Origin of the sequence: Hydrogenophaga sp. (genome assembly GCF_050250835.1) — a bacterium.
In the GTDB taxonomy this organism is placed as follows: domain Bacteria; phylum Pseudomonadota; class Gammaproteobacteria; order Burkholderiales; family Burkholderiaceae_C; genus Hydrogenophaga.
Genome location: NZ_JBFWNX010000004.1, coordinates 1 through 24872, shown reverse-complemented (window position 1 = coordinate 24872; position 24872 = coordinate 1). Strand labels below are relative to the sequence as shown.

Sequence of the window (24872 nt, the reverse complement as noted above, 5' to 3'; positions counted from 1 at the left end):
GAGCCGGGACGCCTTGCCGCAAAATGCGGAAATGGTCCGACCCACCCAACTCCTGCATCCCCTCCGCCCGAGCGCTCCCGTTCGCCCCGCCGCCACCGTGCTGCTGCTGCGCGACAGCACCGATCCGGCGCGCCCCGGCATCGAAGTCCTGATGACTCGCCGCTCCATGACGGCGAGCTTCGCCCCCGGCGCCTACGTGTTCCCGGGAGGCGGCATCGACGCCGCCGATGCACAGGCCCACGCGATCGCCACGCGGCGGCCGACGCAGAGCGACCTGCATCTCACGCAGGCGATTGCCGCCATCCGAGAGAGCTTCGAGGAGCTGGGTGTGCTGCTCGCCCACCGAGCCGACGGATCGCCGGTGGACGACAGCGACATCGCCACCCTCGACCGCAAGGCACCCTTCGCTGCTCAATGCCAGGCCAGAGGCCTCACCCTGGATGGTGCTGGCGTTTTTGTGCTGGCGCACTGGATCACCGACCGCGACCTTCCGCGCCGCTTCGATGTGCCCTTCCTGGTGGCTCGCATGCCCGAAGGCCAGGCACCGGTGGCCGACGAGGCCGAGCAGTTTGAACCTTGCTGGGTGCGCCCCGCCGACGCGCTGGAGCGACACAAGGGCGGCGGCTTCTTCATCATCTTCCCGACCATCCGCACGCTGGAGCGCTTGCAGGCCTATGCCGATGTGCAGGCGGTGCTGCAAGCCTGTGCAGAAAACGATCAACCCTTGTGGACCAGTTGCCCGCGTGCCGGCCTGACGCATGGCGCCGAGTCGCGCTACATGGAACACGAGCCGCCCTTCGGCGAACTGGCCCTGGTCTGCCCGGACGGCCAGATCGTCCACACCCTGGACTGGCAGCACGAGCAGCCGGTGCAACTGCTCAAGAACGTGCAGCGCCTCACCGCGCCCAATCCCGGCTACATGACCGGCCCCGGCACCAACAGCTACGTCGTGGGTGATCCGGCCGCCGGCCATGTGGTCATCGACCCCGGCCCGGACGAGCCCGAGCACATCGAACGCCTGTGGCGCGCCGCCGGGGGGCGCATCAACGCCATCGTCTGCACGCATTCGCACCCCGACCATTCCCCTGGTGCGCCGCGCCTGCAGGCCCTGTGCACCGGCGCGGGTCTGGCCAAGCCGCCCATCCTGGGTCTGCCCAGCCAGGCCACAGCACGGGAAAACAGCCGTTTCTTGCCTGAGCGCTCGCTGGCCGACGGGGAACAGATCGTGCTGATTGGTCAGTCGGGCGAGGGCATGGTCTCGCACACGCTCGAGGTGCTGCACACCCCGGGCCACGCTGCCAACCACCTGTGCCTGGCGCTCCTGGAAGACGGCCTGCTCTTCACCGGCGACCACATCCTCAATGGCAGCACCACCGTGATCGACCCGCCCGACGGCAACATGGGTGCCTACCTCGACTCGCTGGACAAGCTTGACGCCGCCTGCGCGCGCCACGACATCGAGTTCATCCTGCCCGCCCACGGCCACGTGCTGGGCGACCTGCGACGAACCCAGGACAACCCGTCGGCGCCGGTGCATGGCGGAGCACGTGCAGCCATTGCGCAACTCAAGGCGCACCGCCTCAAGCGCGAGGCCAAGGTGGCCAAAGCGCTGCAGGCACTGCCCGAAGGCTCTCCCGACGACTGGGTGAAGCTCGCCTACGACGACGTGCCCGAGCGCCTGTGGCCCGTGGCCAAGCGCTCGCTCATGGCGCATGTGGAACGCATCCAGAGCCTGGGTAGCTTCAATCTCTGAAAAGTGTGAAGCGCACCGTTACGCCGGATTCTGTGCATCCGGGTTGCCCCGGATGTGACCGCCATTCATCTGGGCCGGGGATCGCTCCCCGGCTCGGTGCTACCTACCCGCCAGCTCTCCTCGCGGAACCACGAGGATCACCAACACGGCGAACCGTGTCGCTTCAGACTGGCCTATTTGGTATTGCTGCGCGTAGAGATTGCCCGTTTCACCCGAACTGAATCGGCTCGTCTCTGTTGCTCTGATCCTCACCTTAGGGCCTTTCGGGCGAACCCTGGAGGCTTGTCGGTGGAGAGGTGTTACCTCCTACGCTGTCCTGTGCAGTCCGGACGTTCCTCCAGCACACCCTTTCGGGATGTCGTGCCAGCGGCGGCCTGGTGCGCTTCACGGCGGGGATTATCCCCTGTCATCAGACCAGGCGCTCGATCTTGCGATGGCGCCACACCAACCGGTAGTACGCAGTCTGCAAAAAGAGCATGGCCAGGTAGGCCACCGGGAACGCGATCCACACTCCCGACAATCCCAGGTGGACGTCCAGCACATAGGCCGCCGGCAGCTGGATGGCGAGAATGCAGAAGATAGAAATCGCCATGGGCACCAGCACCACGCCGCTGGCGCGCATGATGCCGCCCACCACGGCCTGGAAGCCGAACACCAGGATGCTCCAGAGCATGATGTGCAACAGGTGCTCGGCCTGCAGGCGCACCTCGGGTTCGGTCAGGAACAGCCCCAGCAGCCGGTGTGAAAGCGCATACCCCAGCAGCACCAGTCCACCGGTGAGTGCGGCGTTGAGCCACAGGCCGGTGCGCAGAATAGCGCCCAGACGATCAACCCGGCCTCCGCCGATGGATTGCGCCGCCAGGATGGACGCCGTGATGGCAATCGACAGCGCCGGGAACTGCACGTAGTTCACGATCTGCGTGACCGCGCCATACGCCGCTGTGGCCTGCGAGCCGTGGCCGTTCACGAGCGCCAGGATCACCAGCTCGGACATCGAGATCACCACCATCTGCAGCCCGGTCGGCAGGCCGATGCGCAGCACCTTGGCGAGGATGACGCGATCCAGCTTCAGGGCCGCCAGCAACTCGCCGTCGACCGCCAGCACATGGTGCCTCCGCCTGAGGCGCCACACCAGAAAGCCCAGCGCCACCGCGTACGACACCAGCCCCGCGTAGGCCGCGCTCTGAATGCCCAGCGGCGGCAGGCCGACCCAGCCCCGGATAAGCGCTGGCGTGAGCAGCAGGCCCAGCGTGGTCGACAGCAACAGCGCCAGCAGCGGCGAAACGGTGTCGCTCACGCCACGCAGCAACTGCGTGAACAGGATGAACACCAGCAGCAACGGCATGATCAGCAACATCACGCGCGCGTAGGCCACGGCGTCGTCGATCACGTCCAGCGGCGTGCCCAGGGCCTGCATCGCCTGGCGTGCGAAGACCACGCCCAGGACGGCCGCGGCGACACCAATCAGGCCGCCCAGCATGAGCGCTGTGCCCGCGATGGCTTTGACCTTGCCAGGCTCGCGCGCACCCCAGGCCTGGCCGATGAGCACCGAGGCACCGGCGCCGATGCCGATCACCAGCGAGATGAAGAAGAAAACGATGGGGAACATGCCGGAGACCGCCGCCAGCGCGTGCGTACCGAGCATCTGCCCGATGTAGATGCCGTTGAGGGTGCCCGAAAGCCCTTGCAGGATGTTGGACAACACCATGGGCACCAGAAAGACCAGGTAGACGCGCCAAAGGGGCCGCTGCACGGGATTTTGCATGGGGGGTCCAAACCAAAAGAGGGGCTGTCAGGCATGGGGCGCGAACGCGTCGCGGGCGAGCCAGGCCAGGTGCGCCTGCACGTCCGCGGGCCAGTCTGCGATGCGGCGGGCAAAGGTTTCGGCATCCTGCGCGAACAGCGCACGCGATGCTTCTTCGAAGCCGGCGAAGCCGCCCGCGATGGCGCTCATGAAGCGGTAGGCGCGCTCCTTGGCGTGCCGCTGCCCATCGCGATCGGCGTGCGTACGCCGTGCGTCGTCGACCAGGCGCCGCAAAGCCGCCGAGGCGCCACCGGGCTGCTGCGCCAACCACTCCCAGTGGCGCGGCAACAGCGTCACTTCACGCGCAACCACCCCCATGCGCGGCCGCCCCACACGCGGCGCGGCAGCCGGTGTCACCCGCTGCGTCTCCTCGGCCGGCACCGCCATCGGGTCTCCCACTGGCCACGGGTAATCGACCTGCGCACCTGTGGCGTCATCGAACACCAGCAGGCCGCCGACGGAAAGATCAAGGGCGGCCAGGGAGCGCGCCACCTCGTCGTAGGCGCCGAAAGCGACGCGGCGCGCACCCAGAAAGGCGGTGCAGGTGGAAGGAACAGGACGTGTCATGGGGCGAATTATACCCGGATTTATTGTTTTCACCCGGATTATATTAACACTGCTCAACACTGCTCGCTTGTAGCCGCCACCGCGATACGCCGGGCATTGACGACAATACCCAGGCTCCGTCCTCTGCTTGATCAACACAAGCCTCACGACACATGATCCGTATCTCCGAACTCAAACTGCCGCTGGCCGATGTGCCCGCTGAACATCGCCGCGCCGCCGACGCGCCGGCCGAAACCGATCTCGACCGCGAGCCGCCGCCCCACCCGGTCGCGGCACTGACGCGCCTGGCGGCTGGCGCCCTGGGCATCGAAGCGCCAGAGATCGCGGGGTTGCAAGTCTTCAAGCGCAGCTTCGACGCCCGCAAGGCCGACCTGCTCGCGGTCTACATCGTCGACGTGACGCTGGCCAACCCGGCGCGGGAAGCCTCGCTGCTGGCCCAGCACGCCGGCAAGCCCCATGTGCAGCCCACGCCCGACATGGCCTGGCACCCACCGGGCCAGGCATCGACCGGTTGGCCCGCCGATGAAGCCGAGCGGCCGGTGGTCGTCGGCCTCGGCCCCTGCGGCCTGTTCGCTGCGCTGGCGCTCGCGCAGATGGGTTGGCAGCCCATCGTGCTCGAACGCGGCAAGCCGGTGCGCGAGCGCACCAAGGACACCTGGGGTCTTTGGCGCCGGCACGTGCTCAACCCCGAGAGCAACGTGCAGTACGGCGAAGGCGGCGCTGGCCTGTTTTCCGACGGCAAGCTCTACAGCCAGATCAAGGACCCGCGCTTCCTGGGCCGCAAGGTCATGCACGAGTTCGTCGAGGCTGGCGCGCCCGCCGAGATCCTCTACACCGCACACCCGCACATCGGCACCTTCAAGCTGGTGCGGGTGGTCGAGGCGATGCGCGAGAAGATCATCGCGCTCGGCGGCGAGATTCGTTTTCAGCACCAGGTGGAGGGCTTCGAACTGGTGCGCGAGGGCGATCTGCAGCACATCGCAGCCCTGAAGGTCCGGCGCCTGGACACCGGGGAAAGGTTCGTCCTGCCAACGCGACGCGTGGTGCTGGCGCTCGGCCACAGCTCACGCGACACCTTCTCGCAACTGTGGGACGCGGGCGTGTTCATGGAGGCCAAGCCCTTCTCGATCGGGTTTCGTATCGAGCACCCGCAAGGCGTGATCGACCGCGCACGCTGGGGCCGCCACGCCGGCCACCCCCTGCTGGGCGCAGCCGACTACAAGCTGGTCCACCACGCGAAGAATGGCCGCGCGGTCTACAGCTTCTGCATGTGTCCGGGAGGCATGGTGGTGGCCGCCACCTCCGAACCCGGGCGCGTGGTCACCAACGGCATGAGCCAGTATTCGCGCAACGAACGCAACGCCAATGCGGGCCTGGTGGTGGGCATCGAGCCGGCCGATTTTCCGCAGGCGTTTCCTCAGGATGCGCCGCTGTGGACCGCCGCCTTCGGCGAGAGGGACGGCACTCGCTATGCCGATCAGGCTCGAACGCTCGCGCAGCGCGGGCAGACGCATCCGCTGGCGGGCATCGTGCTGCAGCGCCAGCTTGAATCGCGTGCCTACCAGCTCGGCGGCTCCAACTACGAGGCGCCAGGCCAGTTGCTGGGCGATTTCCTGAAGAACCAGGCGTCGAGCGCGCTCGGCTCGGTGGAGCCTTCCTACCAACCTGGCGTGAAGCTGGGCAACCTCGCCGCCGCCCTGCCCGCCTACGCGATCGAGGCCATGCGAGAAGCGGTGCCGGTGTTCGGTCGCAAGATCCAGGGCTACGACATGGCCGACGCCGTGCTGACGGGCGTGGAGACTCGCACGTCTTCGCCACTGCGCATCACGCGCGGCCCCGACCTCCAGAGCCTGAACACGCGCGGCCTGTACCCGGCCGGCGAAGGCGCCGGGTACGCAGGCGGCATCCTCTCGGCGGGTGTGGACGGTCTGAAGGTCGCCGAAGCGCTGGCCGTCGACCTGCTGGGCCTGTCGAGCGAACCGGCAACGAATCTTTACAAAGAACGCACGCAGGCTTGACACGCCGAGAGCAAAGTCGAGACTACCCCTATCAGGAGTTCCCCATGAAAACCCCCGTTCTGATTCCCGTGATGACCGGTCTGCTCGCGCTCGCTGGCAGCGGAGTGGCCCAGGCGCAGGAAGAACAAGGCCGTGTGCTCAGCAGCACTCCGGTGATCCAGCAGGTGGCCGTGCCGCGCGAGGTGTGCAGCGATGAACGCGTCACATACCCGGGCCAGAAGTCCGGCGCCGGCGCACTGATCGGCGGCATCGCCGGTGGCGCCATGGGCAATGCCATTGGCAACGGCAGTGGCCGGGCAGCCGCCACCGTGATCGGGCTGATCGGCGGTGCCATCGTGGGCAACCGCGTGGAAGGACCGGGGCAGCCCTACACCGAGACCTACCGCCAGTGCGGCACGCAGACCTACTACGAAAATCGCACCGTGGCCTACGACGTGGTCTATGAGTACGCCGGCCGCCAGTACCGCGTGCAGATGCCGCAGGACCCTGGCCGCTTCGTGCGCTTGAACGTCACACCCGTGGACGCCATGCCGCCCCCGCCACCTGCCGTCACCTATCCCTCGTACCGCCCGCAGGTGCAATACGTGGAACCTGCCACGCGCATCACCATCGGCACCCAGTTCTATCCCTACGGTGGTCAGGCCGTGGTGCCGATCCATGGCTACCGCTGGGGCCCGGGCCACTACCAGCACCCGCGTCACGACGGACATCACCGCCGTGACAACGACCGCTGGGACCGCAGCCGCTGATGCCACGCGCAAGAAAAAAGCGACCCTCGGGTCGCTTTTTTCTTGCGCGTGATCGGAACGCGTGCCTCTTTCAGGGGCAGCCCCGGAACCGGCACTGCCGGGCCGCCGGCTGCGCCCCCTGAGGGGTGACGCCGCAAGCGGCGCGGAGGTTCAATTCCTTTGCAGCGCGGCGATGCGTTCTTCGATTGGCGGGTGGGTGCTGAACAGCTTGCCCAGATTGCCGGTGATGCCCAGCGCCTGCATGGTCTTGGGCAGTTCGCCTGGCGTCAGGCCTCCCAGGCGGGCCAGCGCGTTGATCATGGGCTGCTTGCGACCCATGAGGTTGGCGGCGCCTGCATCGGCGCGGAACTCGCGCTGGCGGCTGAACCAGGCCACGATGATGGCGGCCAGGAATCCGAGCACGATGTCCATCACGATGGTGGTGATCATGTAGCCGATGCCGGGGCCGGAATTGCTGTCGCTGCCACGGCGCAGAAAGGCGTCGACCGCGTAGCCGATGACACGGCTGAGGAACACCACAAAGGTGTTCATCACACCCTGGATCAGCGTCATGGTCACCATGTCGCCATTGGCCACGTGAGCCACCTCGTGGCCAATCACGGCCTCGACTTCCTCTTTCGTCATGTTCTGCAGAAGGCCGGTCGACACCGCCACCAGCGCCGAGTTCTTGAACGCGCCAGTGGCAAATGCATTGGGTGCGCCTTCGAAGATGGCAACCTCGGGCATGCCGATACCGGCCTTGTCGGCAAAGCGGCGCACGGTCTCCACGATCCAGGCTTCATCGGCCGTCTGCGGCTGGTTGATCACGCGTGCGCCGGTGCTGAACTTGGCCATGGGCTTGCTGATCAGCAGCGAGATGATGGCGCCGCCAAAGCCGATGACGAGCGAAAACCCGGCCAGCGCCGTCATGTTCAGCCCGTTGGCCGTGAGGAACCGGTCCACGCCCAGAATGCGGGTGGTGATCAACAGCACCGCCATGACGGCGAAGTTGGTCAGAACGAACAGCAGGATGCGCTTCATGTTTTCTCCGTTGGTGCAGCGGCGTCGGGGTCGCCGGCTGCGCATGTGACCCTTGCGGGCCTTCCAGGTTCCCGATGTTTCGGGGGTGTCGGCACGGTGCGCCGCCCCTCGGGACGGCGCATGATACCGAGAATCCAGTATGGGGCCGCCACCCCCGAAATCAAGCGCGTGGCGCGCGGAACACCGCCGGATCGTCGTAGAAATCGGGCGCTACGTTGTCGGCCCACCAACCGGGCACGCCCAGCACCGGCAAGGGCGTGAAGGGTTTGGTGGCCAGCCAGGGCGCGTTCAGCCGGTCCGCCAGCCAGGCGTCCCAGGCGGCCACATCGTCGCTCAGCGCCAGGGGCACCGGCTCGCGCAGCACATGCGCGGTGATGGACTTGTAGGGCGTCTCCAGCTTCTCCAGCAGCGCGTGACCGAACAGCACCAGCCGGGCCTGCGCCCACAGCGGCCGCAATGTGACAAACAGCGCACGCCAGTCGCGCGCCACCAGCGCATCCCACAATGGCGCGGGCGCCTGCAGCAAAGCAGCGTTTTCATCAAACAGCGTGAGCGCATCGCGCACCGGCCCGCGCACGGCGCGCACGCCCACCTGGGCAATTTCGGCCGCCTGCAAAAGGTTCAGGCGCTGTTTGCTGAGGGGAAAACTCAACCAACACAAGCCATTGAAAAAGTCGTGCAGGTTCTCGCGCGTGGGCACCTGGGCGGTGTCGTGAATGAACTGCTCGTAGGCCACGCCGGACGGCAGAGCGTCCTGCGGGACAAAGCACACGGGACAGGATGGCCGGGCGCCCAAGGCCTGCAACAGCGACTTCCCTTGCTGCATGGCAAGGGCAACCGCGGTGCCGTGGGGCGCCAGCGACGCGAGCCAGGGCGCGTTCCAGTCGGGCCGGGGCGTCAGGCCACCAGCCGCCACGGCAGGGCCTCGCCACCGCGCAGGGGTTTCAGATCTGCCTGGCCGAATCGGAAACTCTCGGGCGTGAACCAGTTTTCGCGCCGGAGGGTGATGCTGCCGCTGTTGCGCGGCAGGCCGTAGAAGGCCGGGCCGTGGAAGCTGGCAAAGGCTTCGAGCCGGTCGAGTGCGTTCACCGAGTCGAACGCCTCGGCGTACATCTCGATGGCGGCGTGCGCGGTGTAGCAACCCGCACAACCCATGGCGTGTTCTTTCAGGTGCGCCGGGTGCGGCGCGCTGTCGGTGCCCAGGAAGAAGCGGTCGCTGCCGCTCGTGGCCGCTGCCAGCAAGGCCTGGCGATGCGTCTCGCGCTTGAGCACCGGCAGGCAGTAGTAGTGCGGACGGATGCCGCCGGTGAAGATGGCGTTGCGGTTGAACAGCAGGTGATGCGCGGTGAGCGTGGCCGCCGTGAAGGTGCCGGCCTCCGCCACGTACTGCGCAGCCTCTTTTGTGGTGATGTGCTCCATCACGATCTTCAGTTCGGGGAAATCGCGCCGCAGCGGAATGAGCTGCTGGTCGATGAACACCGCCTCGCGATCAAACAGGTCGATGTCGGGCGAAGTCACTTCTCCGTGCACCAGCAGCAGCAGACCGGCACGCTGCATGGCTTCGAGTGTCTTGTACGTCTTGCGAATGTCGGTCACGCCGGCGTCGCTGTTGGTCGTGGCGCCGGCGGGATACAGCTTGAGTGCCACCACGCCGGCGTCCTTCGCCCGAGCGATCTCGTCGGGCGGCAGGTTATCGGTGAGGTAGAGCGTCATCAGCGGCTCGAAGCTCAAGCCGGGCGGCACGGCGGCGCGAATGCGGTCGCGGTAGGCCATGGCCTGTGCTGCCGTGGTCACCGGCGGCTTGAGGTTGGGCATGATGATCGCGCGGCCGAACTGCGCTGCGGTGTGCGGCACCACGGTGGCAAGAGCCTCGCCGTCGCGCACGTGCAGGTGCCAGTCGTCGGGGCGGGTGAGGGTGAGGGTGAGGGTGAGGCTATCGAGCAGGGTTCGAGGGGCGTTCATGCCCCGATTGTCTCAAACCGCCGGGTTGCCCAGGCTCTCGCCAAGCCGGCTCCAGAACACCTGCACCGCCCGCTTGCCTTTCTGCGCGTCCAGCGACCGGGCGCGGTAGATGCGGATGTCGAGCGACGTCTCCAGCCCGTCGCCGGCCGAGACCAGCTTGCGGGCGGCCACTTCATTGCGCACCGCGCTGGCCGGCAGGAAGGCAATGCCGTGGCCTTCGAGTGCCATGGCTTTGAGCCCTTCGGCCATGTCGGTCTCGTACAGGCGGTCCAGGTGCACCGGGGAGCTGCTCTGCTTGAGCATCTGGTCCACCGCGCGGCCCAGGTACGCGCCCGGGGCATAGGCCAGGTAGGGCTGAGGGTGGCTGGCGCTGCCCGGCAAGGCGTACATGGGCGCGCCCTTGGGCGTGGGCTTCACGTAGGGCGCGAGCAACTCCTTGCCCAGTGGCAGCATCTCGTAGCGCGTGGCGTCGAGCTGGATGGGTTGTGCGGTGTGGTCGTAAGCGATCAACAGATCGCAACTGCCTTCCACCAGCCGCATCACGGCGTCGTGGACGTTCAGGGCAATGAGTCGGCTCTTGATCGGCCCACAGGTTTCGCGCAGGCCCGAGAGCCACGATGGGAAAAAGGTGAAGGCCAGCGTGTGCGGCACGGCGAACTCGATCACGTCCTGCGCGGCGGCGGTGTGGGCGCGCAGCATGGCGCGCGTGCTTTGCAGCGCCTGCAGCATTTCCAGCGCCTGGTCGTACAGCGTCTGGCCGGCGGGCGTGAGGCGCGTGGGGTAGGACGACCGGTCCACCAGATCGGTGCCGGCCCAGGCTTCGAGCGACTGGATGCGGCGGGAAAACGCCGGCTGGGTGACGTGGCGCAGCTGCGCCGATCGGCTGAAGCTTCGGGTTTCAGCGAGACTGACGAAGTCCTCGAGCCATTTGGTTTCCATGACGCGCGATTATGGAGCGGCGCCGGGGGGGCGAACGGGTGGGAGTTACACCAGCCTGCTGCATGACCTCAGGCGGGCCCTCACCCCAGCCCTCTCCCAGAGGGAGAGGGGGCAAGGCACGCGGGCCTGCGGGAGCCCGACCCCGTATTCCGTCGTGTGGCCGGGCTGAGCAGCGCAAGGAACCCCGAAGGGGCCCGGACTTCGGCTCGCCTCTTCTTGGCTGACTTTCTTTTGGCGAAGCAAAAGAAAGTCAGTCGGCCGCCGGGCCGAGACTCGGCCAGCCACGAAAGCAACCACCTACTCAGCCCTGCTCTGCTGCAGAGCCCACATCCCCGCGTACACCCCGTCGCGAGAAACGAGATCCGCATGCGCCCCCCGCTCCACGATCTCGCCGTTCACCAGCACCAGGATCTCGTGAGCGTCCACCACGGTGGACAGGCGGTGCGCGATCACCAGGGTGGTCTTGTTGCGCGCGGCGGTCCGCAGTTCGGCCTGAATGGCGCGTTCATTGGCCGAATCGAGCGCCGAGGTGGCTTCGTCGAAGATCACGATGGGTGGGTTCTTGAGCAGCGTGCGCGCAATCGCCACGCGCTGCTTTTCGCCGCCGGAGAGCTTCAGGCCCCGCTCGCCCACCATGGTCTTGTAGCCGAGCGGCAGGCGCTCGATGAAGCTGTGGATGTGCGCCGCCTGTGCCGCCTGCACCGCCGCCTCGTGACCGGCGTCGGGCCGACCGTAAAGGATGTTGTATTCGATGGTGTCGTTGAACAGCACGGTGTCCTGCGGCACGATGCCGATGGACTGGCGCAGACTGGATTGCGTCACTCCCTTGATGTCCTGGCCGTTGAGCGTGATGCGACCGCCTTCTTCTGCATTGCTCACGTCGTAGAACCTGTAGAGCAGGCGAGCCAGCGTGCTCTTGCCTGAACCCGATGGCCCAACCACGGCCACGGTCTTTCCGGGGGGAATCTCGAAGCTGATGCCGTGCAGGATCTCGCGCGCCGTCTCGTAGGAAAAGCGCACATTCTCGAAGCGCACCGCCGGCGGGCCGGCCAAGGCCAGCGCTTGCGCACCCGGCTCGTCGGCCACTTCGCGCTCCTTCTCCAGCAGCACGAACATCTTGTCCAGGTCGGTCAGGCTCTGCTTGATCTCGCGGTAGAGCACGCCCAGAAACCCCAGCGGAATGTAGAGCTGGATCATGAAGGCATTGACCATCACCAGATCGCCGAGCGTGAGCTCACCGCTGACCACGCCCTGGGTGGCGCGCCACAGCATGAGGACCAGCGCCACGGCAATCACCAGTTGCTGTCCGGCATTGAGCATGGACAGCGTGGTCTGGCTCTTGATGCGCGCTCGGCGCAATTTTTCCAGCGCCTCGTCGTAGCGACGTGCCTCGAAGTCTTCGTTGTTGAAGTACTTCACGGTCTCGTAGTTCAGCAGCGAGTCGATGGCGCGGCTCTGGCTGGTGGACTCCAGCTCGTTCATCTGCCGGCGGAACTGGGTGCGCCACTCCGTCACCACCACCGTGAACGTGACGTACAGCACCAGCGCCACCAGCGTGATCCACACATAGCCCATGTCGAACTGCGTGCCGAGCAGGGTGAGCACCATGGCCACCTCGATCAGCGTGGGGAAGATGCTGTAGAGCGAGTAGGAGATGAGCGACTGCACGCCACGCGTGCCGCGCTCAATGTCGCGCGTCATGCCGCCGGTCTGGCGTTCGAGGTGAAAACGCAGACTGAGTGCATGCAGGTGTCCGAACACTTGCAGGGCGATGCTGCGCGTGGCGCCCTCGGTGGCCTTGGCGAAGACCAGCTCGCGCAGCTCGGTGAACACACTGGTCGACAGGCGCAGCAGGCCATATGCCAGCAGCAGCCCCAGCGGCACCACCAGCATCGCCTCCACGCTGCCGGGCTTGATGGTCATGGCATCCACGAGCTGCTTGAGCAGCAGGGGCACGCTCACGTTGGCCATCTTGGCCGCCACCATGAAGGCCAGCGCCAGCACCACCCGCAGTTTGTACTGCCACAGGTAAGGCAGCAGCCGCTTGAGGGAGGCCCAGTCGGAACGCGCAACGGCCTGCATGCCGGTTGCGCCGGGGCCGGCGGGCAAGGCGATGGAGGAGCGGGCGGAGGAATCGGGGCGCATGCAGGAGAATGGAGATCGTCGTCCAGAGATTGTGCCCATGTCCCTCGAATCAAGCCCCAACCCCGAAACCACCCTGCCGCAAGACCGGGAACTGGTGCTCAAGGTCATTCCCATGCCGGCGGACTGCAATGCCAACGGCGACATCTTTGGCGGCTGGGTCATGGCGCAGGTCGACCTGGCTGGCGCCGTGCTGCCGGCGCGCTACGTGCGTGGGCGCATGGCCACGGTGGCGGTGAACCAGTTCATCTTCAAGCAGCCGGTGCGCGTGGGCGACATCCTGAGCTTCTTCGCCCACGTCACGCGCGTGGGCCGCACCTCCATCACGGTGCAGGTGGAGGTGTATGCCGAACGCTTCCTCACGCAGGGCCAGTATGTGAAGGTGACCGAGGCCAGCCTGACCTATGTGGCCATCGACATGGATGGCCGGCCGAGGCCGATTCCCACCGACGGGCCCAAGCTGCCTGGCATGGCAGGCTGAGCGGACTCAGCCGGTCCAGCGCGAGCGCCAGGTGCCGTAGATGCGGTCGGCCAAGGCCTGGCTACCGGCCAGGTGGCGCCGGGTGGCGGCATTCATGGTCGCCGGGTCCTGCACGCTACCGGGAAATTGCCGCACGTTGTCCGGATAGGCCTGGCCTGGCTCGGCGAGCCAGGCGGCGATCTTCTGCGGCGTGATCTCGATGTGGAACTGCATGCCCAGGTGAGGGCCGATGGCGAAGGCCTGGTGTGCGCACGCGGGCGACGAGGCCAGCAACTCGGCCCCGGTGGGCAGTTCGACGAACCCGTCCTGGTGCCACTGGTAGACCGTGGGTGCGACATCCTCGCCCAGCCAGTCGCGGGCCGCGGTGCTGCCGGTGTGCGCGATCGGCCACCAGCCCACCTCGGGCTGGCCCAGGCGCTCCACCCGGCCGCCCAGGGCCCGCGCCATGAGCTGGCCGCCCAGGCAATGCCCCAGCACGGAAACGCCGAGCACGTCCGCCTCGCGGATCAGCGCCTCGGCCTGGCGCAGCGAGGGGCGGTCGTCGTTGGCGCTCCAGGCCCCACCCAGCACCGCCAGCCCCCCATAGCCGCGCACGCTGAGGGGATAAGGTTCGCCCGCCTCGGCGCAGCACACATGCCAGGCAACGCCCTGCGCATCCAGCCACTCGCCCAGGTAGCCCGGGCCGTCATCGTTCAGATGTTGCAGGACGAGGACATCGGCAGGCTCAGGCAAAGGGACACGCATGAACCCGATCCTAATACCGCCCCCCGCGCACAAAGCGTGCGATACCAGCCGCCACTTCGGCCTCCTGTTCGACAAAGCCGTGCGGCGAGCGCCCCTCGCAGGCGTCCACGCTGGAAAGTTGGGCACCACCCGGCCCACCCGTGACAGTGACGAGCTGTTCGCGCACGCCCTGGGTGCGTGCGGTGATGCGATCCATCAGGCTGGCGGGTGAGCGGACGCAGGTGTCCGCCGCATGGCCCAGCACCAGCACCGGCTGGCGTATGTTTTCCAGCGGCAGGTCAAACACCGAGTGCGCCACCCAGGACTTGCGCGCACCCGGCTGGCCCGCCATCAGGGCCGACGACAGCACCACGCCATCGGGCGCGGCTTCACCGGAGAGGCGGGATGTGGCGTTCACCGCCGAGATCGCTCCCCGGCTGGTGCCCAGCACCCAGACCGCGCCACCCGTGCGGGCACGCAGGTCGACGATCACACGGCCGATGTCCTGCGCGTGGTGCGGGTCGATGCGGTATCCGCCCAGCCCATCTTCGCCCTGGAAACCAACGGGCGCGTCCAGCAGCGCGGTGCCAAAGCCGGCCGCCTGGAAGATCGGCAGGGAACGCACCAGCGAGTTGCCCTTGAGCTTGCGCGCACAGCCCTTTGCGTCCAGATCGAGAAAGCCATGCCCACCTGGCAGCAGCAGCAGGGTGACGGGCGCCGCCGTGCCGCTGGGCGGCTGAAACGCGTAGCGCAGCGTGCTGCCCGGCGGCGCTTCCAGGGCCAGGGGTTCGCCGCAGGCGCCGGGCGCGGTCTGCGCGTGGGCCAGGCCATTGGCGACCCCGAGGCAGATGAGCCACCAGAAGCGCTTCATCGGCAGCCGTCAGAACTTTCCATGCCGACCCTGGCCCGAGGCGAAGCGCCGAGCGCCTTCCAGCGCGTCGGGTATGCGCTCTCGCCCACGCGACCATTCCTGGTGAAGCGCCTCGTCCAGCGGCAGGTCCCATTGCCGCAGCGCGCTTTCGCGGTCAGCGCGCATCGTGGCCTGCGGAAAGGCAGCGAGCTGGCGCGCCAGGGTGATGGCGGCCTCGCGCGCCTGGCCCGTGGGCACCACGCGGTTGGCCAGGCCCATCTGCAGGGCTTCGGCCGCGTCCACCTTGCGACCGGTGAGGATGAGGTCCATGGCGTGGCCCATGCCGACCAGGCGCGGCAGGCGCACGGTGCCGCCGTCGATCAGCGGCACGCCGAAGCGGCGACAGTAGACGCCGAAGTAGGCGTCCTCTTCCATCACGCGCAAGTCGCACCACAGGGCGAGTTCCATGCCGCCAGCCACGGCAGCGCCGCTCACGGCGGCGATCACGGGTTTGGTCAGATGCAGGCGCGAAGGGCCCATGGGACCGAGCGGGCGGGCATCGCAGGCGTTGAAATCCAGGTCGAGGCCTCCGGTTCCGCCCGTTTCGGAGAGCCGCGCGCCGTACTGCAGGTCCCAGCCCGCGCAGAAGTGGCCGTGTGCGCCGTGGAATACCGCCACCTTCGCGTCGGTGTCGTCCTCGAACGCGAGGAAGGTGTCGAACAGGGCGCGGGCGGTCGGGCGGTCCACCGCGTTGCGCACCTCGGGGCGGTTGAGGATGACGATCCAGACGTCGCCCTGCTTTTCGGTGGTCACCGTGTTCATGGCCACACCCCCACGCGGGGTTGGCTCACGGCATCGTTGAGCTCGTCCTGTGTCACGTTCACCTCCATTCTCAACAGCGCGCCCGCCATCGACTTGCCCAGGTTGTCCAGCCGCAGATTGCGCGCGCCGCCGCCCTGCAGCGCGCCGCGCAGCACGAACTTCAACGCCAGGAGGTTGGGCAGTGGCCAGGCGTCCACCTCGCCGTTCAGCCAGGGTGCAAAGTGCGCCTGCACGCGTTCGGCGGTCACCTCGCGCGCCAGCAGCCGGTAGCCGGCTTCGTTCCAGGCGAACAGGCCGAAATCGACCCAGTCGGCCTTGTCGCCACTGCGGGCGTGGGCAATGCGCACCAGCGGTATGCGGACCCTGCTCATGACAGCACCTCCACGCGAACGGCCTGCTCCACCAGCGAACGCGGAATCAGCGTCGGCCAGATGCCCAGCAGCTCGCTGGTGTTGTGCAGGCCGGTGAAGCCGCAGGTGTAGGCGGGTCCGCTCAGGCCCATCCAGGGGAAAAGGCGCCCGAAACCATCGGCTGCGGTCTTGTCCTGCGTGCGCAACACCAGCCGCGTCCAGATTTCGTTGGACTGGTTGAGCGCGTCGGCCGCCGGCAGCGGCGCCAGTGCGCCGTGCGCCGAGTTCAGGCCCGGGTACTCCACGTAAAGCTCATCGTGTGGAATGCGCTTGTCTTTCAGCAGCGCGCGAATGGTGGCCTGTGCGGCCTGCGCCTTGTCCCAGGCGTCGGGCCAGGAGAACCCCCACGTGACTTCCGCCTTGTAGCCATCGCGGAAACCCGCCACCACCTTCAATGTGTCCGTGGGCGCGGTGCCGCGCGCACCGGTCAGCCACACGCGGTCCTCGCCCTCGTCCTTCAGTTCGATGCCTCCCATGTCCAGCACCACGTCGGGCGAAAAGTAGGCGTGCGGGTTGTGAACCTCGTACAGCAGCTGCTGGCGCACGGTATCGAAATTCACGCGCCCCCCGGTGACTGGCGCCTTGGTGATGAGCGCGCTGCCGTCTTCCCACACCTCCGCAATGGGGTAACCGATGTGCGCCAGATCGGGGATGGCCTGCCACGCGCCCTGGCTGCCGAAGTTGCCGCCGCTGCCCTGGCCGGAACATTCCAGCAGATGGCCCACCGTGAGGCCCTGGGCCAGTCGGTCCAGGTCTTCGCAGGCGTTGGCGCCAGCGAGATTCCAGCGCAGCCCATGCACCAGCGGACCGAGGAACAGGGCGGCATCGGCCACACGTCCGGTGACGACAATGTCTGCGCCCTCATCCAGCGCATGCACGATAGGCCGCGCACCCAGGTAAGCGTTGCCAAACACCAGGTGGCTGCGCACCCTCGCCACCGCCTCGCCGGTGAACAGGTGCGCAAATTCGCCAGGGGGCGAGGCCTCGTCCTGCAAGCGAGGCAGCACGTCGTCGCCGCTGACCACCGCGATGCGCGCCTTCCAGCCCTTGGCGCCAAATGCCGCCAGCAACGCCTGCGCCGCACCTTGCGGGTTCAGCCCGCCAGCGTTGCAGACGAAGCGCACGCCGCGTTCGCGCATCAGCGGCCACAGCTTCATGAGCATGGGCACCACATCGCGCGCATAGCCCAGCGCCGGGTCACGCTGCCGGTCTTTCTGCAAGATGGCCAGCGTCAGCTCGGCCAGGTGGTCGCTGGCGATGAACTGCACACCGCCGCGCTCGATGCTCGCCGCCACGGGTTCCCAGTTGTCGCCATAGAACCCGAGGCCTGCGCCGATGCGAATGGATTTCATGGAACGTCATCTTCATGGCGCATCGGCGACTCTGGATGGGGGACAACCCCTAGCGTCAGTCCCGGGCAAGACAGCTATAAATTGCCCACACTGTCTAGGGAGGCTGCCATCAAGTTTGCAGCAGCACCCTCTTGTCACAGACCCATAAGAAAACCCAGGAGACATCGAGTGCAACTGCTGCAGCTGCTGATCAGTGGCGTGGCCCAGGGCTGTATCTACGGACTCATCGCGCTGGGCTTCGTGCTGATCTACAAGGCCACCGAAACAGTGAGCTTTGCCCAGGGTGATCTCATGATGGTCGGCGCCTTCTTTGGTCTGGCGGCCATGACCATGCTGGGCTTCCCGTTCTGGCTTTCGGTGCCCTCGGCCATCATCGGCATGGGCCTGTTCGGCGTGGTGCTTGAACGCGTGGTGATCCGCCCCATTCTCGGCCAGCCCGCGTTCTCCATCGTCATGCTCACCATCGGCGTGGGTTATGTGCTGCGCGGGCTGATCACCATGATTCCGGACATCGGCACCGAGACGCACACCCTGCCCGTTCCCTACGCCAACGAAGTGCTGCGCATGGGCGGGTTGGTGGTGTCTGCCGAACAGGTGGTGGTGATCGGCTCCACCGCCATTCTGTGCGCCGGCCTCTTTGCCATGTTCCGTTACAGCAAGCTCGGCATCGCCATGCAGGCGTCGTCGCAGAACCAGCTGGCGGCCTACTACATGGGCATTCCAGTCAAGCGGCTCAACGGCCTGGTTTGGGGACTGGCCGCCGGCGTGGCCGCCATCGCCGGCCTGCTGCTGGCGCCGATCACCTTCGTGCACGCCAACATGGGCTTCATCGGCCTCAAGGCCTTCCCTGCGGCGGTGGTGGGCGGCTTTGGCAGCCTGCCTGGCGCCATCGTGGGCGGCCTCATCATCGGGATCGTCGAAGCGCTTTCGGGCTTCTACCTGCCCGAAGGCTTCAAGGACGTGGCTCCCTACGTCGTGGTGCTGCTCATGCTCGTGCTCAAGCCCAACGGCCTGTTCGGCGAGAAGCTGCGCAAGAAAGTCTGAGGCCACCACGTCATGCGCTTCGTCTTCAAGACCGACTACGACCAGGACATCAGATTGGCCAAGCACGGCGGCCACACGTTCTGGTACAGCCTGCTCGGGCTGTTCCTGGTGGCTGCACCCTGGGTGATCCAGGAATACTGGCTCGCACAGCTCACCTTCGTGCTCATCTATTCCGTCGTGGGACTGGGGCTGATGGTGCTGGCCGGATTCACCGGCCTGTTCTCACTGGGCCATGCGGCTTTCCTCGGCGTGGGCGCGTACACGCAGGCGATCATGGTGAACGCGGGCGTGCCGTTTCCGATCGCGCTGGCCTGCGCGGGCCTGCTCTCGGCCGCCGTGGGCATGGTGGTGGGTCTGCCCGCGCTGCGCGTGAAAGGCATCTACCTCGGCATGGCCACGCTGGCGTTCGGTTTCATCGTCGAAGAAGTGATCGCGCGCTGGGAGCACCTGACCGGTGGCAACAAGGGACTGATGGTGAACTACCCCAGTCTCTTCGGCTGGGAGCTGGATTCCACCAACGAGTTCTACTTCCTGTGCCTGGTGGTGACCGTGCTGGCCACGCTGGGCGTGGTCAACCTGATGCGCTCGTCCACCGGTCGCGCCTTTGTGGCCATCCGCGATTCGGAAATCTCGGCACAGAGCATGGGCATTCACCTGGCGCGCTACAAGACCCTGAGCTTCGCGCTGTCGGCGGCGCTGGCGGGCCTGGGTGGCGCTCTGTACGCACACAAGATCCAGTTCCTCTCGCCCGAGCAATTCAGCATCATCCAGTCGATCGACCTGCTGCTCATGGTGGTGATCGGCGGCCTGGGGTCGATCCATGGCGCGTTTCTCGGCGCGATCTTCCTCATCGTCATGCCGCAGCTCATCTCGCTCGGCAAAGACTTCCTGCCGGCAGCCATAGGCCAGGCGGCGGGTCTCCAGGGAGCGGTGTACGGCATGGTGCTGATCGCCTTCGTGCTGTTCGAGCCCATGGGCCTGTATGGCCGCTGGCTCAAGGTGCGCGCGTACTTCCAGCTGTTCCCCTTCTACCGCAAGGGCATGTTCAAGCGCCAGAAAACCTTCCAGAAGTCGGACCGGCTGAAATGAACCAAGACGACATCCTTCTCTCGGCGAAAAACCTGAGCGTGCGCTTCGGCGGCGTGCTGGCGGTGAACAACGTGAGCTTCGACGTGAAGCGCGGCGAGGTGTTCACGCTGATCGGCCCCAACGGCGCGGGCAAGACGACCGTGTTCAACCTCATCAGCCGCATCTACACGCCCACCACCGGCACCATCGACTACGCCGGCCCCGACGGCACGCTGCGCCTGACCGACCAGGCGCCACACCGCATTGCCAAGCTGGGCATCGCACGCACCTTCCAGAACATCGAGCTCTTCGAGCACGCCACGGTGTTGCAAAACCTGCTGATCGGGCGCCACACGCACCGGCGCACCGGCCTGTGGAGCGAGATCTTCTTCACCAGCAAGACGCGCGCTACCGAGATCGAAGCGCGAGAAAAGGTGGAGCACGTGATCGACCTGCTGGAACTGCAACACCACCGTGAATCGCTGGTGGCGGGCCTGCCCTATGGTGTGCGCAAGGTGGTGGAACTGGCCCGCGCGCTGTGTACCGAACCACGCTTGCTGCTGCTGGACGAACCTTCTTCCGGCCTGAACGTGGAGGAGACCGAAGACATGGCGTTCTGGATCAGCGACATCCAGAAAGAACTGGGCATCACGGTGCTGATGGTGGAACACGACATGAGCCTGGTCTCCAAGGTGAGCGACCGTGTGCTGGCCATGAGCATGGGCACCGAGCTGGCCACCGGAACGCCGGCAGAAGTGCAGAGCGATGCGGGCGTGATCGAGGCCTACCTGGGCTCGGTGGACGACGTCTCGAGCCTGCGGCGCGAGAACCACAAGGTGACGGCATGAGCGTTGCGACATCCGATGCGCCCGTGTTGAAACTGCTCAACGTGGAAAGTGCCTACGGCCCCATCAAGGCCATTCGCGGCGTGAGCCTGCAGGTGCGTCGCAGCGAAATTGCCACTGTGCTGGGCTCCAACGGCGCGGGCAAGACCACCATCCTCAAGACCATCAGCGGCATCATCGACCCGCGCAAGGGCAGCATCGAGTTCAAAGGCGAGAACATCACCGCGCAGGACCCGGCCTTCATCGTGCAGCAGGGCTTGAGCCATGTGCCCGAGGGGCGCGAGGTGTTTCCGCTGCTCAGCGTGCGCGACAACCTGCTGATGGGCGCCTACACGCGCAAGGACCGTGACGGCGTGGCGCGCGACATGGAGGCGGTATTCAACTACTTCCCCATCCTGCGCGAACGCGCCACGCAGGACGCGGGCCTGCTCTCGGGCGGCCAGCAGCAGATGCTTTCCATCAGTCGCGCGCTGATGGCCAACCCCGACCTGATCCTGCTCGATGAACCCAGCCTGGGCCTTTCACCCAAGCTCACGAAAGAGATTTTCGAGATCGTGGTTCGCATCAACCGCGAACGTGGCACCACCATTTTGCTGGTGGAGCAGAACGCCAACATGGCGTTGAACGCGTCGGACTATGGCTACGTGCTGGAGAACGGCCGCATCGTGATGGAAGACACCTGTGCCCACCTGCGCGAGAAGGACGACATCAAGGAGTTCTACCTGGGCATGAAAGAAGCCGGCGAGCGCGGTGAACGGCGCTGGAAGAAAAAGAAGAACTGGAGATGACCGTGCGACCCACACCCGTCCCTGTTCGCCCTGAGCCTGTCGAAAGGCTTGTGCGGTGCACCGCGAGAAGGCTTCGACAAGCTCAGCCCGAACGGTGGGAGGCTCAGCCCGAACGGTGGGGGGTTCGGCCCGAACGGTGGTTGGCTCGGGTTGAAGGTTGGACGAGCGAGCAGATGAACTGGATGGATGGCCCCTTGCCCGTTCGCCCTGAGCCTGTCGAAGGGCTCGCACGGTGCATCGCAAGAAGGCTTCGACAAGCTCAGCCCGAACGGTGGGAGGCTCGGCCCGAACGGCGGGGGTCTCGGCCCGAACGTTGTGGGGCTCAAGCTGAACGGTGGTTGGCTCGGGTTGAAGGCTGGACGGGCGAGCAGATGAACTGGATGCATGGCCCCTTGCTCGTTCGCCCTGAGCCTGTCGAAGGGCTCGCACGGTGCATCGCAAGAAGGCTTCGACAAGCTCAGCCCGAACGGTGGGAGGCTCGGCCCGAACGGCGGGAGGCTCGGCCCGAACGGCGGGAGGCTCGGCCCGAACGGCGGGAGGCTCGGCCCGAACGTTGTGGGGCTCAAGCTGAACGGTGGTTGGCTCGGGTTGAAGGCTGGACGGGCGAGCAGATGAACTGGATGCATGGCCCCTTGCCCGTTCGCCCTGAGCCTGTCGAAGGGCTCGCAAGGCGCATCGCAAGAAGGCTTCGACAAGCTCAGCCCGAACGGCGGGAGGCTCGGCCCGAACGTTGTGGGGCTCAAGCTGAACGGTGGTTGGCTCGGGTTGAAGCTTGGACGGGCGAGCAGATGAACTGGATGCATGGCCCCTTGCCCGTTCGCCCTGAGCCTGTCGAAGGGCTCGCACGGTGCATCGCAAGAAGGCTTCGACAAGCTCAGCCCGAACGGTGGGAGGCTCGGCCCGAACGGCGGGAGGCTCGGCCCGAACGTTGTGGGGCTCAAGCTGAACGGTGGTTGGCTCGGGTTGAAGGCTGGACGGGCGAGCAGATGAACTGGATGCATGGCCCCTTGCCCGTTCGCCCTGAGCCTGTCGAAGGGCTCGCACGGTGCATCGCAAGAAGGCTTCGACAAGCTCAGCCCGAACGGTGGGAGGCTCAGCCCGAACGGTGGAGGGCTCAGCCCGAACGGTGGGAGGCTCGGCCTGAACGGTGGGGCGGTGAAGACGAATGGCGGGTGTGCTCTGCCTGGAAGGAAGAGAAAACATGAGCTACCTTTGGGACCTCTCGCACATCAAGCCGCAGACGCAGGTCGTGCTGCAGGGCGACACCATTCCGGCCCTGTTCTGGAACGGTGTGAAGGAACGCGGCCCCAACATCTGGATGCGGCAGAAGGACTACGGCATCTGGCGCAGCTGGACTTGGAACCAGACTGGCGAGGCGGTGCGTGAAATTGCCCATGGCCTGATGGCGCTGGGCTTCGAGGCGCGTGAGACCGCGTCCATTCTCTCCAACACCAAGATCGAATGGGTGCTGTGCGACCTGGCTGTGCTCAGCGCTGGCGGCGTGGCCAACGGCATCTACCCCACCGATGCCGCCGAGCAGGTGCACTACCTCTGCTCCGATTCGCGCACCACCGTGCTTTTTGTAGAAGACGACGAGCAACTGGACAAGGCGCTGGAAGTGCGTGCGCAATTGCCGCTGCTGAAGAAGATCATCGTGTGCGACATGGAAGGTCTGCGCGAGCTGAACGACCCGCAGGTGATGAGCCTGGACGCCCTGCGCGAGCTCGGCCGCACGCACCTGCAACAACACCCTGGCGAAGTGGAAGCTCGCGTGGCTGCGGTGAAGCCCGACGATCTCGCCATCCTGGTCTACACGTCGGGCACGACTGGCCGGCCCAAGGGCGCCATGCACAACCACCACGGTCTGGTGTACACCGTGCGCGGCTACAACACGCTGATTGCGCGCGACCAGAACGACGAGTGCATGTGTTTCCTGCCGTTGTGTCACATTGCCGAGCGCATGGGCGGTGAATATTTCTCGCTCTACACCGGCGCCAAGCTCAACTTCGTGGAGAACCCCGAAACCGTGCCCGAGAACGTGCGCGAGATCGCACCCACGGTGTTCACCGCGGTGCCGCGCGTGTGGGAGAAGTTTTACTCGGGCGTGATGATCACCCTGAAGGAAGCCAGCAAGGCGCAGCAGGCGGCCTACGCCTGGGCGATTGGCGTGGGCCAGCAGGTGGCCGATCTCGTGTTGTCCGGCCAGCCCGTACCCGGCAGCTTGCGAGTGCGCTTCACGGTGGCTCGGCTGCTGGTGCTGGACAACGTGCGAAAGCTCATTGGCATCCACCGCGCGCGCTTTCTCGTGACCGGCGCGGCACCCATTTCGCCCGACCTGGTGCGCTGGTACCTGGCGCTGGGCGTGCCCATGCTGGAGGTGTGGGGCATGACAGAGACCTGCGGTGCATCCACCGGCATTCCGGCCGAGCGCATCAAGCCCGGCAGCATCGGCCCTGCGGCGAGCTACAACGAAGTGAAGCTGGACCCGGCCACCGGCGAGATTCTGGTGCGCGGGCCCAATGTGTTCATGGGCTACCTGAACCTGCCCGAGAAAACCGCCGAGACCATCGACGCCGACGGCTGGCTGCACACGGGCGATGTGGGTGTGGTGGACGAGGAAGGGTTTTTCCGCATCACCGACCGCATGAAAGACATCATCATCACCGCAGGCGGCAAGAACATCACCCCCAGCGAACTGGAGAACGAGTTGAAGTTCTCGCCCTACGTGACCGACGCCGTGGTGATCGGCGACAAGCGGCCCTATCTGACGGTGATCATCATGATCGACCAGGAGAACGTGGAGAAGTATGCGCAGGACAACGACGTGCCGTTTTCCAACTACGCCAGCCTCACCCGAGCCCCCGAGGTGCAGGCACTCATCCAGGCAGAGATCGACCGCGTGAACAAGAAGTTTGCCCGCGTCGAACAGATCAAGAAGTTCTTCCTGCTCGACACCCAGCTCAGCGCAGAAGACGAAGAACTCACCCCCACCATGAAGCTCAAACGCAAGCTGGTGCAGACCAAATACGAGCCCCAGATCGAAGCCATGTACCGCTGACCCTTTTCTCACCCTCGACCGTCCACCCCCCGCAGGAGACACGCACCATGAAGACCCGTTTCACTTTGACCATGACCACCGCCGCAGCCGCCCTGGCGCTGGCGGCCGGCGCGGCCCACGCCCAGACGCAGGGCGTGAGCAAGAACGAGATCGTGCTCGGCTCCATTCAGGACCTCTCTGGTCCCATTGCCGGCTTTGGCAAGCAAGTGCGCCTGGGCATGATGCTGCGCGTGGACGAAGTGAACGAGCAAGGCGGCATCAACGGCCGCAAGATCAGGCTGCTGGTGGAAGACTCGAAGTACGACCCGCGCAACGCCGTGCTGGCGGCGCAGAAGCTGGTGAACCAGGACAAGATCTTCATGATGGTGGGCCACATCGGCACCGCACAGAACATGGCCGCCATGCCGGTGCAGTTCCAGAAGAACGTCATCAACTTCTTCCCTGTGACGGCCGCGCGCGAAATGTACGAGCCCTTCC

At 66.2% G+C, this 24872-nt stretch carries 22 protein-coding genes and 1 other RNA gene; 10 read left to right on the top strand and 13 right to left on the bottom strand.

Annotated elements, in window-relative coordinates; translation table 11 throughout:
- Positions 1 to 31: 31 nt before the first annotated feature.
- Positions 32 to 1753 (top strand): MBL fold metallo-hydrolase, encoded by a 1722-nt coding sequence (locus AB7F11_RS06785; RefSeq protein WP_428287910.1) that lies wholly within the window; start codon positions 32 to 34, stop codon positions 1751 to 1753.
- Positions 1754 to 1756: 3 nt separating this feature from the next.
- On the opposite strand, the gene rnpB is transcribed toward AB7F11_RS06785, so the two are convergent.
- The 3 genes from rnpB to AB7F11_RS06770 all read right to left on the bottom strand — a co-directional run bounded on the left by rnpB (position 1757) and on the right by AB7F11_RS06770 (position 4124).
- An RNA gene (gene rnpB, locus AB7F11_RS06780) (RNase P RNA component class A) lies at positions 1757 to 2139 on the bottom strand.
- A 23-nt stretch (positions 2140 to 2162) separates the two neighbouring features.
- On the bottom strand, positions 2163 to 3518 hold the full coding sequence (locus AB7F11_RS06775) for an MATE family efflux transporter (RefSeq protein ID WP_428287909.1): 1356 nt from the start codon (positions 3516 to 3518) through the stop codon (positions 2163 to 2165).
- A gap of 27 nt (positions 3519 to 3545) precedes the next feature.
- Positions 3546 to 4124, bottom strand: a complete 579-nt coding sequence (locus AB7F11_RS06770; protein ID WP_428287908.1) for a DUF2239 family protein — start codon at positions 4122 to 4124, stop codon at positions 3546 to 3548.
- Positions 4125 to 4276: 152 nt separating this feature from the next.
- Between AB7F11_RS06770 and AB7F11_RS06765 the strand changes: the two genes are divergently transcribed.
- Positions 4277 to 6142 carry an NAD(P)/FAD-dependent oxidoreductase gene (locus tag AB7F11_RS06765; protein WP_428287907.1) on the top strand — a complete coding sequence of 622 codons (1866 nt, stop codon included), beginning with the start codon at positions 4277 to 4279 and terminating at the stop codon, positions 6140 to 6142.
- A 44-nt stretch (positions 6143 to 6186) separates the two neighbouring features.
- Positions 6187 to 6891 carry a glycine zipper 2TM domain-containing protein gene (locus AB7F11_RS06760; protein WP_428291453.1) on the top strand — a complete coding sequence of 235 codons (705 nt, stop codon included), beginning with the start codon at positions 6187 to 6189 and terminating at the stop codon, positions 6889 to 6891.
- 150 nt (positions 6892 to 7041) lie between these two features.
- Here the strand turns inward: AB7F11_RS06760 and htpX are convergent, their stop codons facing one another.
- The 5 genes from htpX to AB7F11_RS06735 all read right to left on the bottom strand — a co-directional run bounded on the left by htpX (position 7042) and on the right by AB7F11_RS06735 (position 12957).
- A complete protein-coding gene (gene htpX / locus AB7F11_RS06755) occupies positions 7042 to 7911 on the bottom strand; it encodes a protease HtpX (RefSeq protein WP_428291452.1) in 870 nt (289 codons plus the stop codon).
- Between the two features lie 160 nt (positions 7912 to 8071).
- Positions 8072 to 8737: a DUF3025 domain-containing protein gene (locus tag AB7F11_RS06750; protein WP_428291451.1), complete on the bottom strand. Its 666-nt coding sequence runs from the start codon at positions 8735 to 8737 to the stop codon at positions 8072 to 8074.
- A 71-nt stretch (positions 8738 to 8808) separates the two neighbouring features.
- On the bottom strand, positions 8809 to 9873 hold the full coding sequence (gene pyrC / locus AB7F11_RS06745; RefSeq protein ID WP_428291450.1) for a dihydroorotase: 1065 nt from the start codon (positions 9871 to 9873) through the stop codon (positions 8809 to 8811).
- 12 nt (positions 9874 to 9885) lie between these two features.
- Complete coding sequence (locus AB7F11_RS06740) at positions 9886 to 10812, bottom strand: LysR substrate-binding domain-containing protein (protein WP_428291449.1); 927 nt, start codon at positions 10810 to 10812, stop codon at positions 9886 to 9888.
- Between the two features lie 297 nt (positions 10813 to 11109).
- On the bottom strand, positions 11110 to 12957 hold the full coding sequence (locus AB7F11_RS06735) for an ABCB family ABC transporter ATP-binding protein/permease (RefSeq protein WP_428291448.1): 1848 nt from the start codon (positions 12955 to 12957) through the stop codon (positions 11110 to 11112).
- Between the two features lie 37 nt (positions 12958 to 12994).
- Between AB7F11_RS06735 and AB7F11_RS06730 the strand changes: the two genes are divergently transcribed.
- The gene (locus AB7F11_RS06730) at positions 12995 to 13435 is read left to right on the top strand and encodes an acyl-CoA thioesterase (RefSeq protein ID WP_428291447.1); all 441 of its coding nucleotides are present in this window, start codon (positions 12995 to 12997) and stop codon (positions 13433 to 13435) included.
- A 6-nt stretch (positions 13436 to 13441) separates the two neighbouring features.
- Here the strand turns inward: AB7F11_RS06730 and AB7F11_RS06725 are convergent, their stop codons facing one another.
- The 5 genes from AB7F11_RS06725 to AB7F11_RS06705 are packed head-to-tail and all read right to left on the bottom strand — an operon-like array spanning position 13442 to position 17592.
- The gene (locus AB7F11_RS06725; protein WP_428291446.1) at positions 13442 to 14179 is read right to left on the bottom strand and encodes a type 1 glutamine amidotransferase; all 738 of its coding nucleotides are present in this window, start codon (positions 14177 to 14179) and stop codon (positions 13442 to 13444) included.
- 10 nt (positions 14180 to 14189) lie between these two features.
- The gene (locus tag AB7F11_RS06720; RefSeq protein WP_428291445.1) at positions 14190 to 15029 is read right to left on the bottom strand and encodes an alpha/beta hydrolase; all 840 of its coding nucleotides are present in this window, start codon (positions 15027 to 15029) and stop codon (positions 14190 to 14192) included.
- Between the two features lie 9 nt (positions 15030 to 15038).
- Positions 15039 to 15830, bottom strand: a complete 792-nt coding sequence (locus AB7F11_RS06715) for a crotonase/enoyl-CoA hydratase family protein (protein WP_428291444.1) — start codon at positions 15828 to 15830, stop codon at positions 15039 to 15041.
- Positions 15827 to 16201 carry an AtuA-related protein gene (locus tag AB7F11_RS06710; protein WP_428291443.1) on the bottom strand — a complete coding sequence of 125 codons (375 nt, stop codon included), beginning with the start codon at positions 16199 to 16201 and terminating at the stop codon, positions 15827 to 15829. Before AB7F11_RS06710 ends, AB7F11_RS06715 begins: the two co-directional genes overlap by 4 nt.
- Positions 16198 to 17592: an acyclic terpene utilization AtuA family protein gene (locus AB7F11_RS06705; RefSeq protein ID WP_428291442.1), complete on the bottom strand. Its 1395-nt coding sequence runs from the start codon at positions 17590 to 17592 to the stop codon at positions 16198 to 16200. The genes AB7F11_RS06710 and AB7F11_RS06705 overlap by 4 nt, the downstream gene beginning before the upstream one ends.
- A 168-nt stretch (positions 17593 to 17760) precedes the next feature.
- On the opposite strand from AB7F11_RS06705, the gene AB7F11_RS06700 reads away from it, so the two are divergent.
- The 6 genes from AB7F11_RS06700 to AB7F11_RS06675 all read left to right on the top strand — a co-directional run.
- Positions 17761 to 18636 carry a branched-chain amino acid ABC transporter permease gene (locus tag AB7F11_RS06700; RefSeq protein ID WP_428291441.1) on the top strand — a complete coding sequence of 292 codons (876 nt, stop codon included), beginning with the start codon at positions 17761 to 17763 and terminating at the stop codon, positions 18634 to 18636.
- A gap of 12 nt (positions 18637 to 18648) precedes the next feature.
- The gene (locus AB7F11_RS06695) at positions 18649 to 19725 is read left to right on the top strand and encodes a branched-chain amino acid ABC transporter permease (RefSeq protein WP_428291440.1); all 1077 of its coding nucleotides are present in this window, start codon (positions 18649 to 18651) and stop codon (positions 19723 to 19725) included.
- Complete coding sequence (locus AB7F11_RS06690) at positions 19722 to 20552, top strand: ABC transporter ATP-binding protein (RefSeq protein WP_428291439.1); 831 nt, start codon at positions 19722 to 19724, stop codon at positions 20550 to 20552. The genes AB7F11_RS06695 and AB7F11_RS06690 overlap by 4 nt, the downstream gene beginning before the upstream one ends.
- Positions 20549 to 21337: an ABC transporter ATP-binding protein gene (locus tag AB7F11_RS06685; RefSeq protein ID WP_428291438.1), complete on the top strand. Its 789-nt coding sequence runs from the start codon at positions 20549 to 20551 to the stop codon at positions 21335 to 21337. The genes AB7F11_RS06690 and AB7F11_RS06685 overlap by 4 nt, the downstream gene beginning before the upstream one ends.
- 1201 nt (positions 21338 to 22538) lie before the next feature.
- Positions 22539 to 24395, top strand: coding sequence for an AMP-dependent synthetase/ligase (locus tag AB7F11_RS06680; RefSeq protein ID WP_428299879.1), 1857 nt, complete (start codon positions 22539 to 22541; stop codon positions 24393 to 24395).
- A gap of 47 nt (positions 24396 to 24442) precedes the next feature.
- A partial coding sequence (locus AB7F11_RS06675; protein ID WP_428300729.1) for an ABC transporter substrate-binding protein occupies positions 24443 to 24872 on the top strand: 430 nt, incomplete at its 3' end.

Coding starts and splice junctions, on each gene's coding strand:
- AB7F11_RS06765 (WP_428287907.1), top strand. CDS start 4,277: ATGATCCGTATCTCCGAACTCAAACTGCCGCTGGCCGATGTGCCCGCT.
- AB7F11_RS06760 (WP_428291453.1), top strand. CDS start 6,187: ATGAAAACCCCCGTTCTGATTCCCGTGATGACCGGTCTGCTCGCGCTC.
- AB7F11_RS06735 (WP_428291448.1), bottom strand. CDS start 12,957: ATGCGCCCCGATTCCTCCGCCCGCTCCTCCATCGCCTTGCCCGCCGGC.
- AB7F11_RS06715 (WP_428291444.1), bottom strand. CDS start 15,830: ATGAACACGGTGACCACCGAAAAGCAGGGCGACGTCTGGATCGTCATC.
- AB7F11_RS06750 (WP_428291451.1), bottom strand. CDS start 8,737: ATGCAGCAAGGGAAGTCGCTGTTGCAGGCCTTGGGCGCCCGGCCATCC.
- AB7F11_RS06680 (WP_428299879.1), top strand. CDS start 22,539: ATGAGCTACCTTTGGGACCTCTCGCACATCAAGCCGCAGACGCAGGTC.
- AB7F11_RS06705 (WP_428291442.1), bottom strand. CDS start 17,592: ATGAAATCCATTCGCATCGGCGCAGGCCTCGGGTTCTATGGCGACAAC.
- AB7F11_RS06685 (WP_428291438.1), top strand. CDS start 20,549: ATGAGCGTTGCGACATCCGATGCGCCCGTGTTGAAACTGCTCAACGTG.
- AB7F11_RS06695 (WP_428291440.1), top strand. CDS start 18,649: ATGCGCTTCGTCTTCAAGACCGACTACGACCAGGACATCAGATTGGCC.
- AB7F11_RS06785 (WP_428287910.1), top strand. CDS start 32: ATGGTCCGACCCACCCAACTCCTGCATCCCCTCCGCCCGAGCGCTCCC.
- AB7F11_RS06720 (WP_428291445.1), bottom strand. CDS start 15,029: ATGAAGCGCTTCTGGTGGCTCATCTGCCTCGGGGTCGCCAATGGCCTG.
- AB7F11_RS06730 (WP_428291447.1), top strand. CDS start 12,995: ATGTCCCTCGAATCAAGCCCCAACCCCGAAACCACCCTGCCGCAAGAC.
- AB7F11_RS06725 (WP_428291446.1), bottom strand. CDS start 14,179: ATGCGTGTCCCTTTGCCTGAGCCTGCCGATGTCCTCGTCCTGCAACAT.
- AB7F11_RS06775 (WP_428287909.1), bottom strand. CDS start 3,518: ATGCAAAATCCCGTGCAGCGGCCCCTTTGGCGCGTCTACCTGGTCTTT.
- pyrC (WP_428291450.1), bottom strand. CDS start 9,873: ATGAACGCCCCTCGAACCCTGCTCGATAGCCTCACCCTCACCCTCACC.
- AB7F11_RS06740 (WP_428291449.1), bottom strand. CDS start 10,812: ATGGAAACCAAATGGCTCGAGGACTTCGTCAGTCTCGCTGAAACCCGA.
- AB7F11_RS06690 (WP_428291439.1), top strand. CDS start 19,722: ATGAACCAAGACGACATCCTTCTCTCGGCGAAAAACCTGAGCGTGCGC.
- AB7F11_RS06710 (WP_428291443.1), bottom strand. CDS start 16,201: ATGAGCAGGGTCCGCATACCGCTGGTGCGCATTGCCCACGCCCGCAGT.
- AB7F11_RS06770 (WP_428287908.1), bottom strand. CDS start 4,124: ATGACACGTCCTGTTCCTTCCACCTGCACCGCCTTTCTGGGTGCGCGC.
- htpX (WP_428291452.1), bottom strand. CDS start 7,911: ATGAAGCGCATCCTGCTGTTCGTTCTGACCAACTTCGCCGTCATGGCG.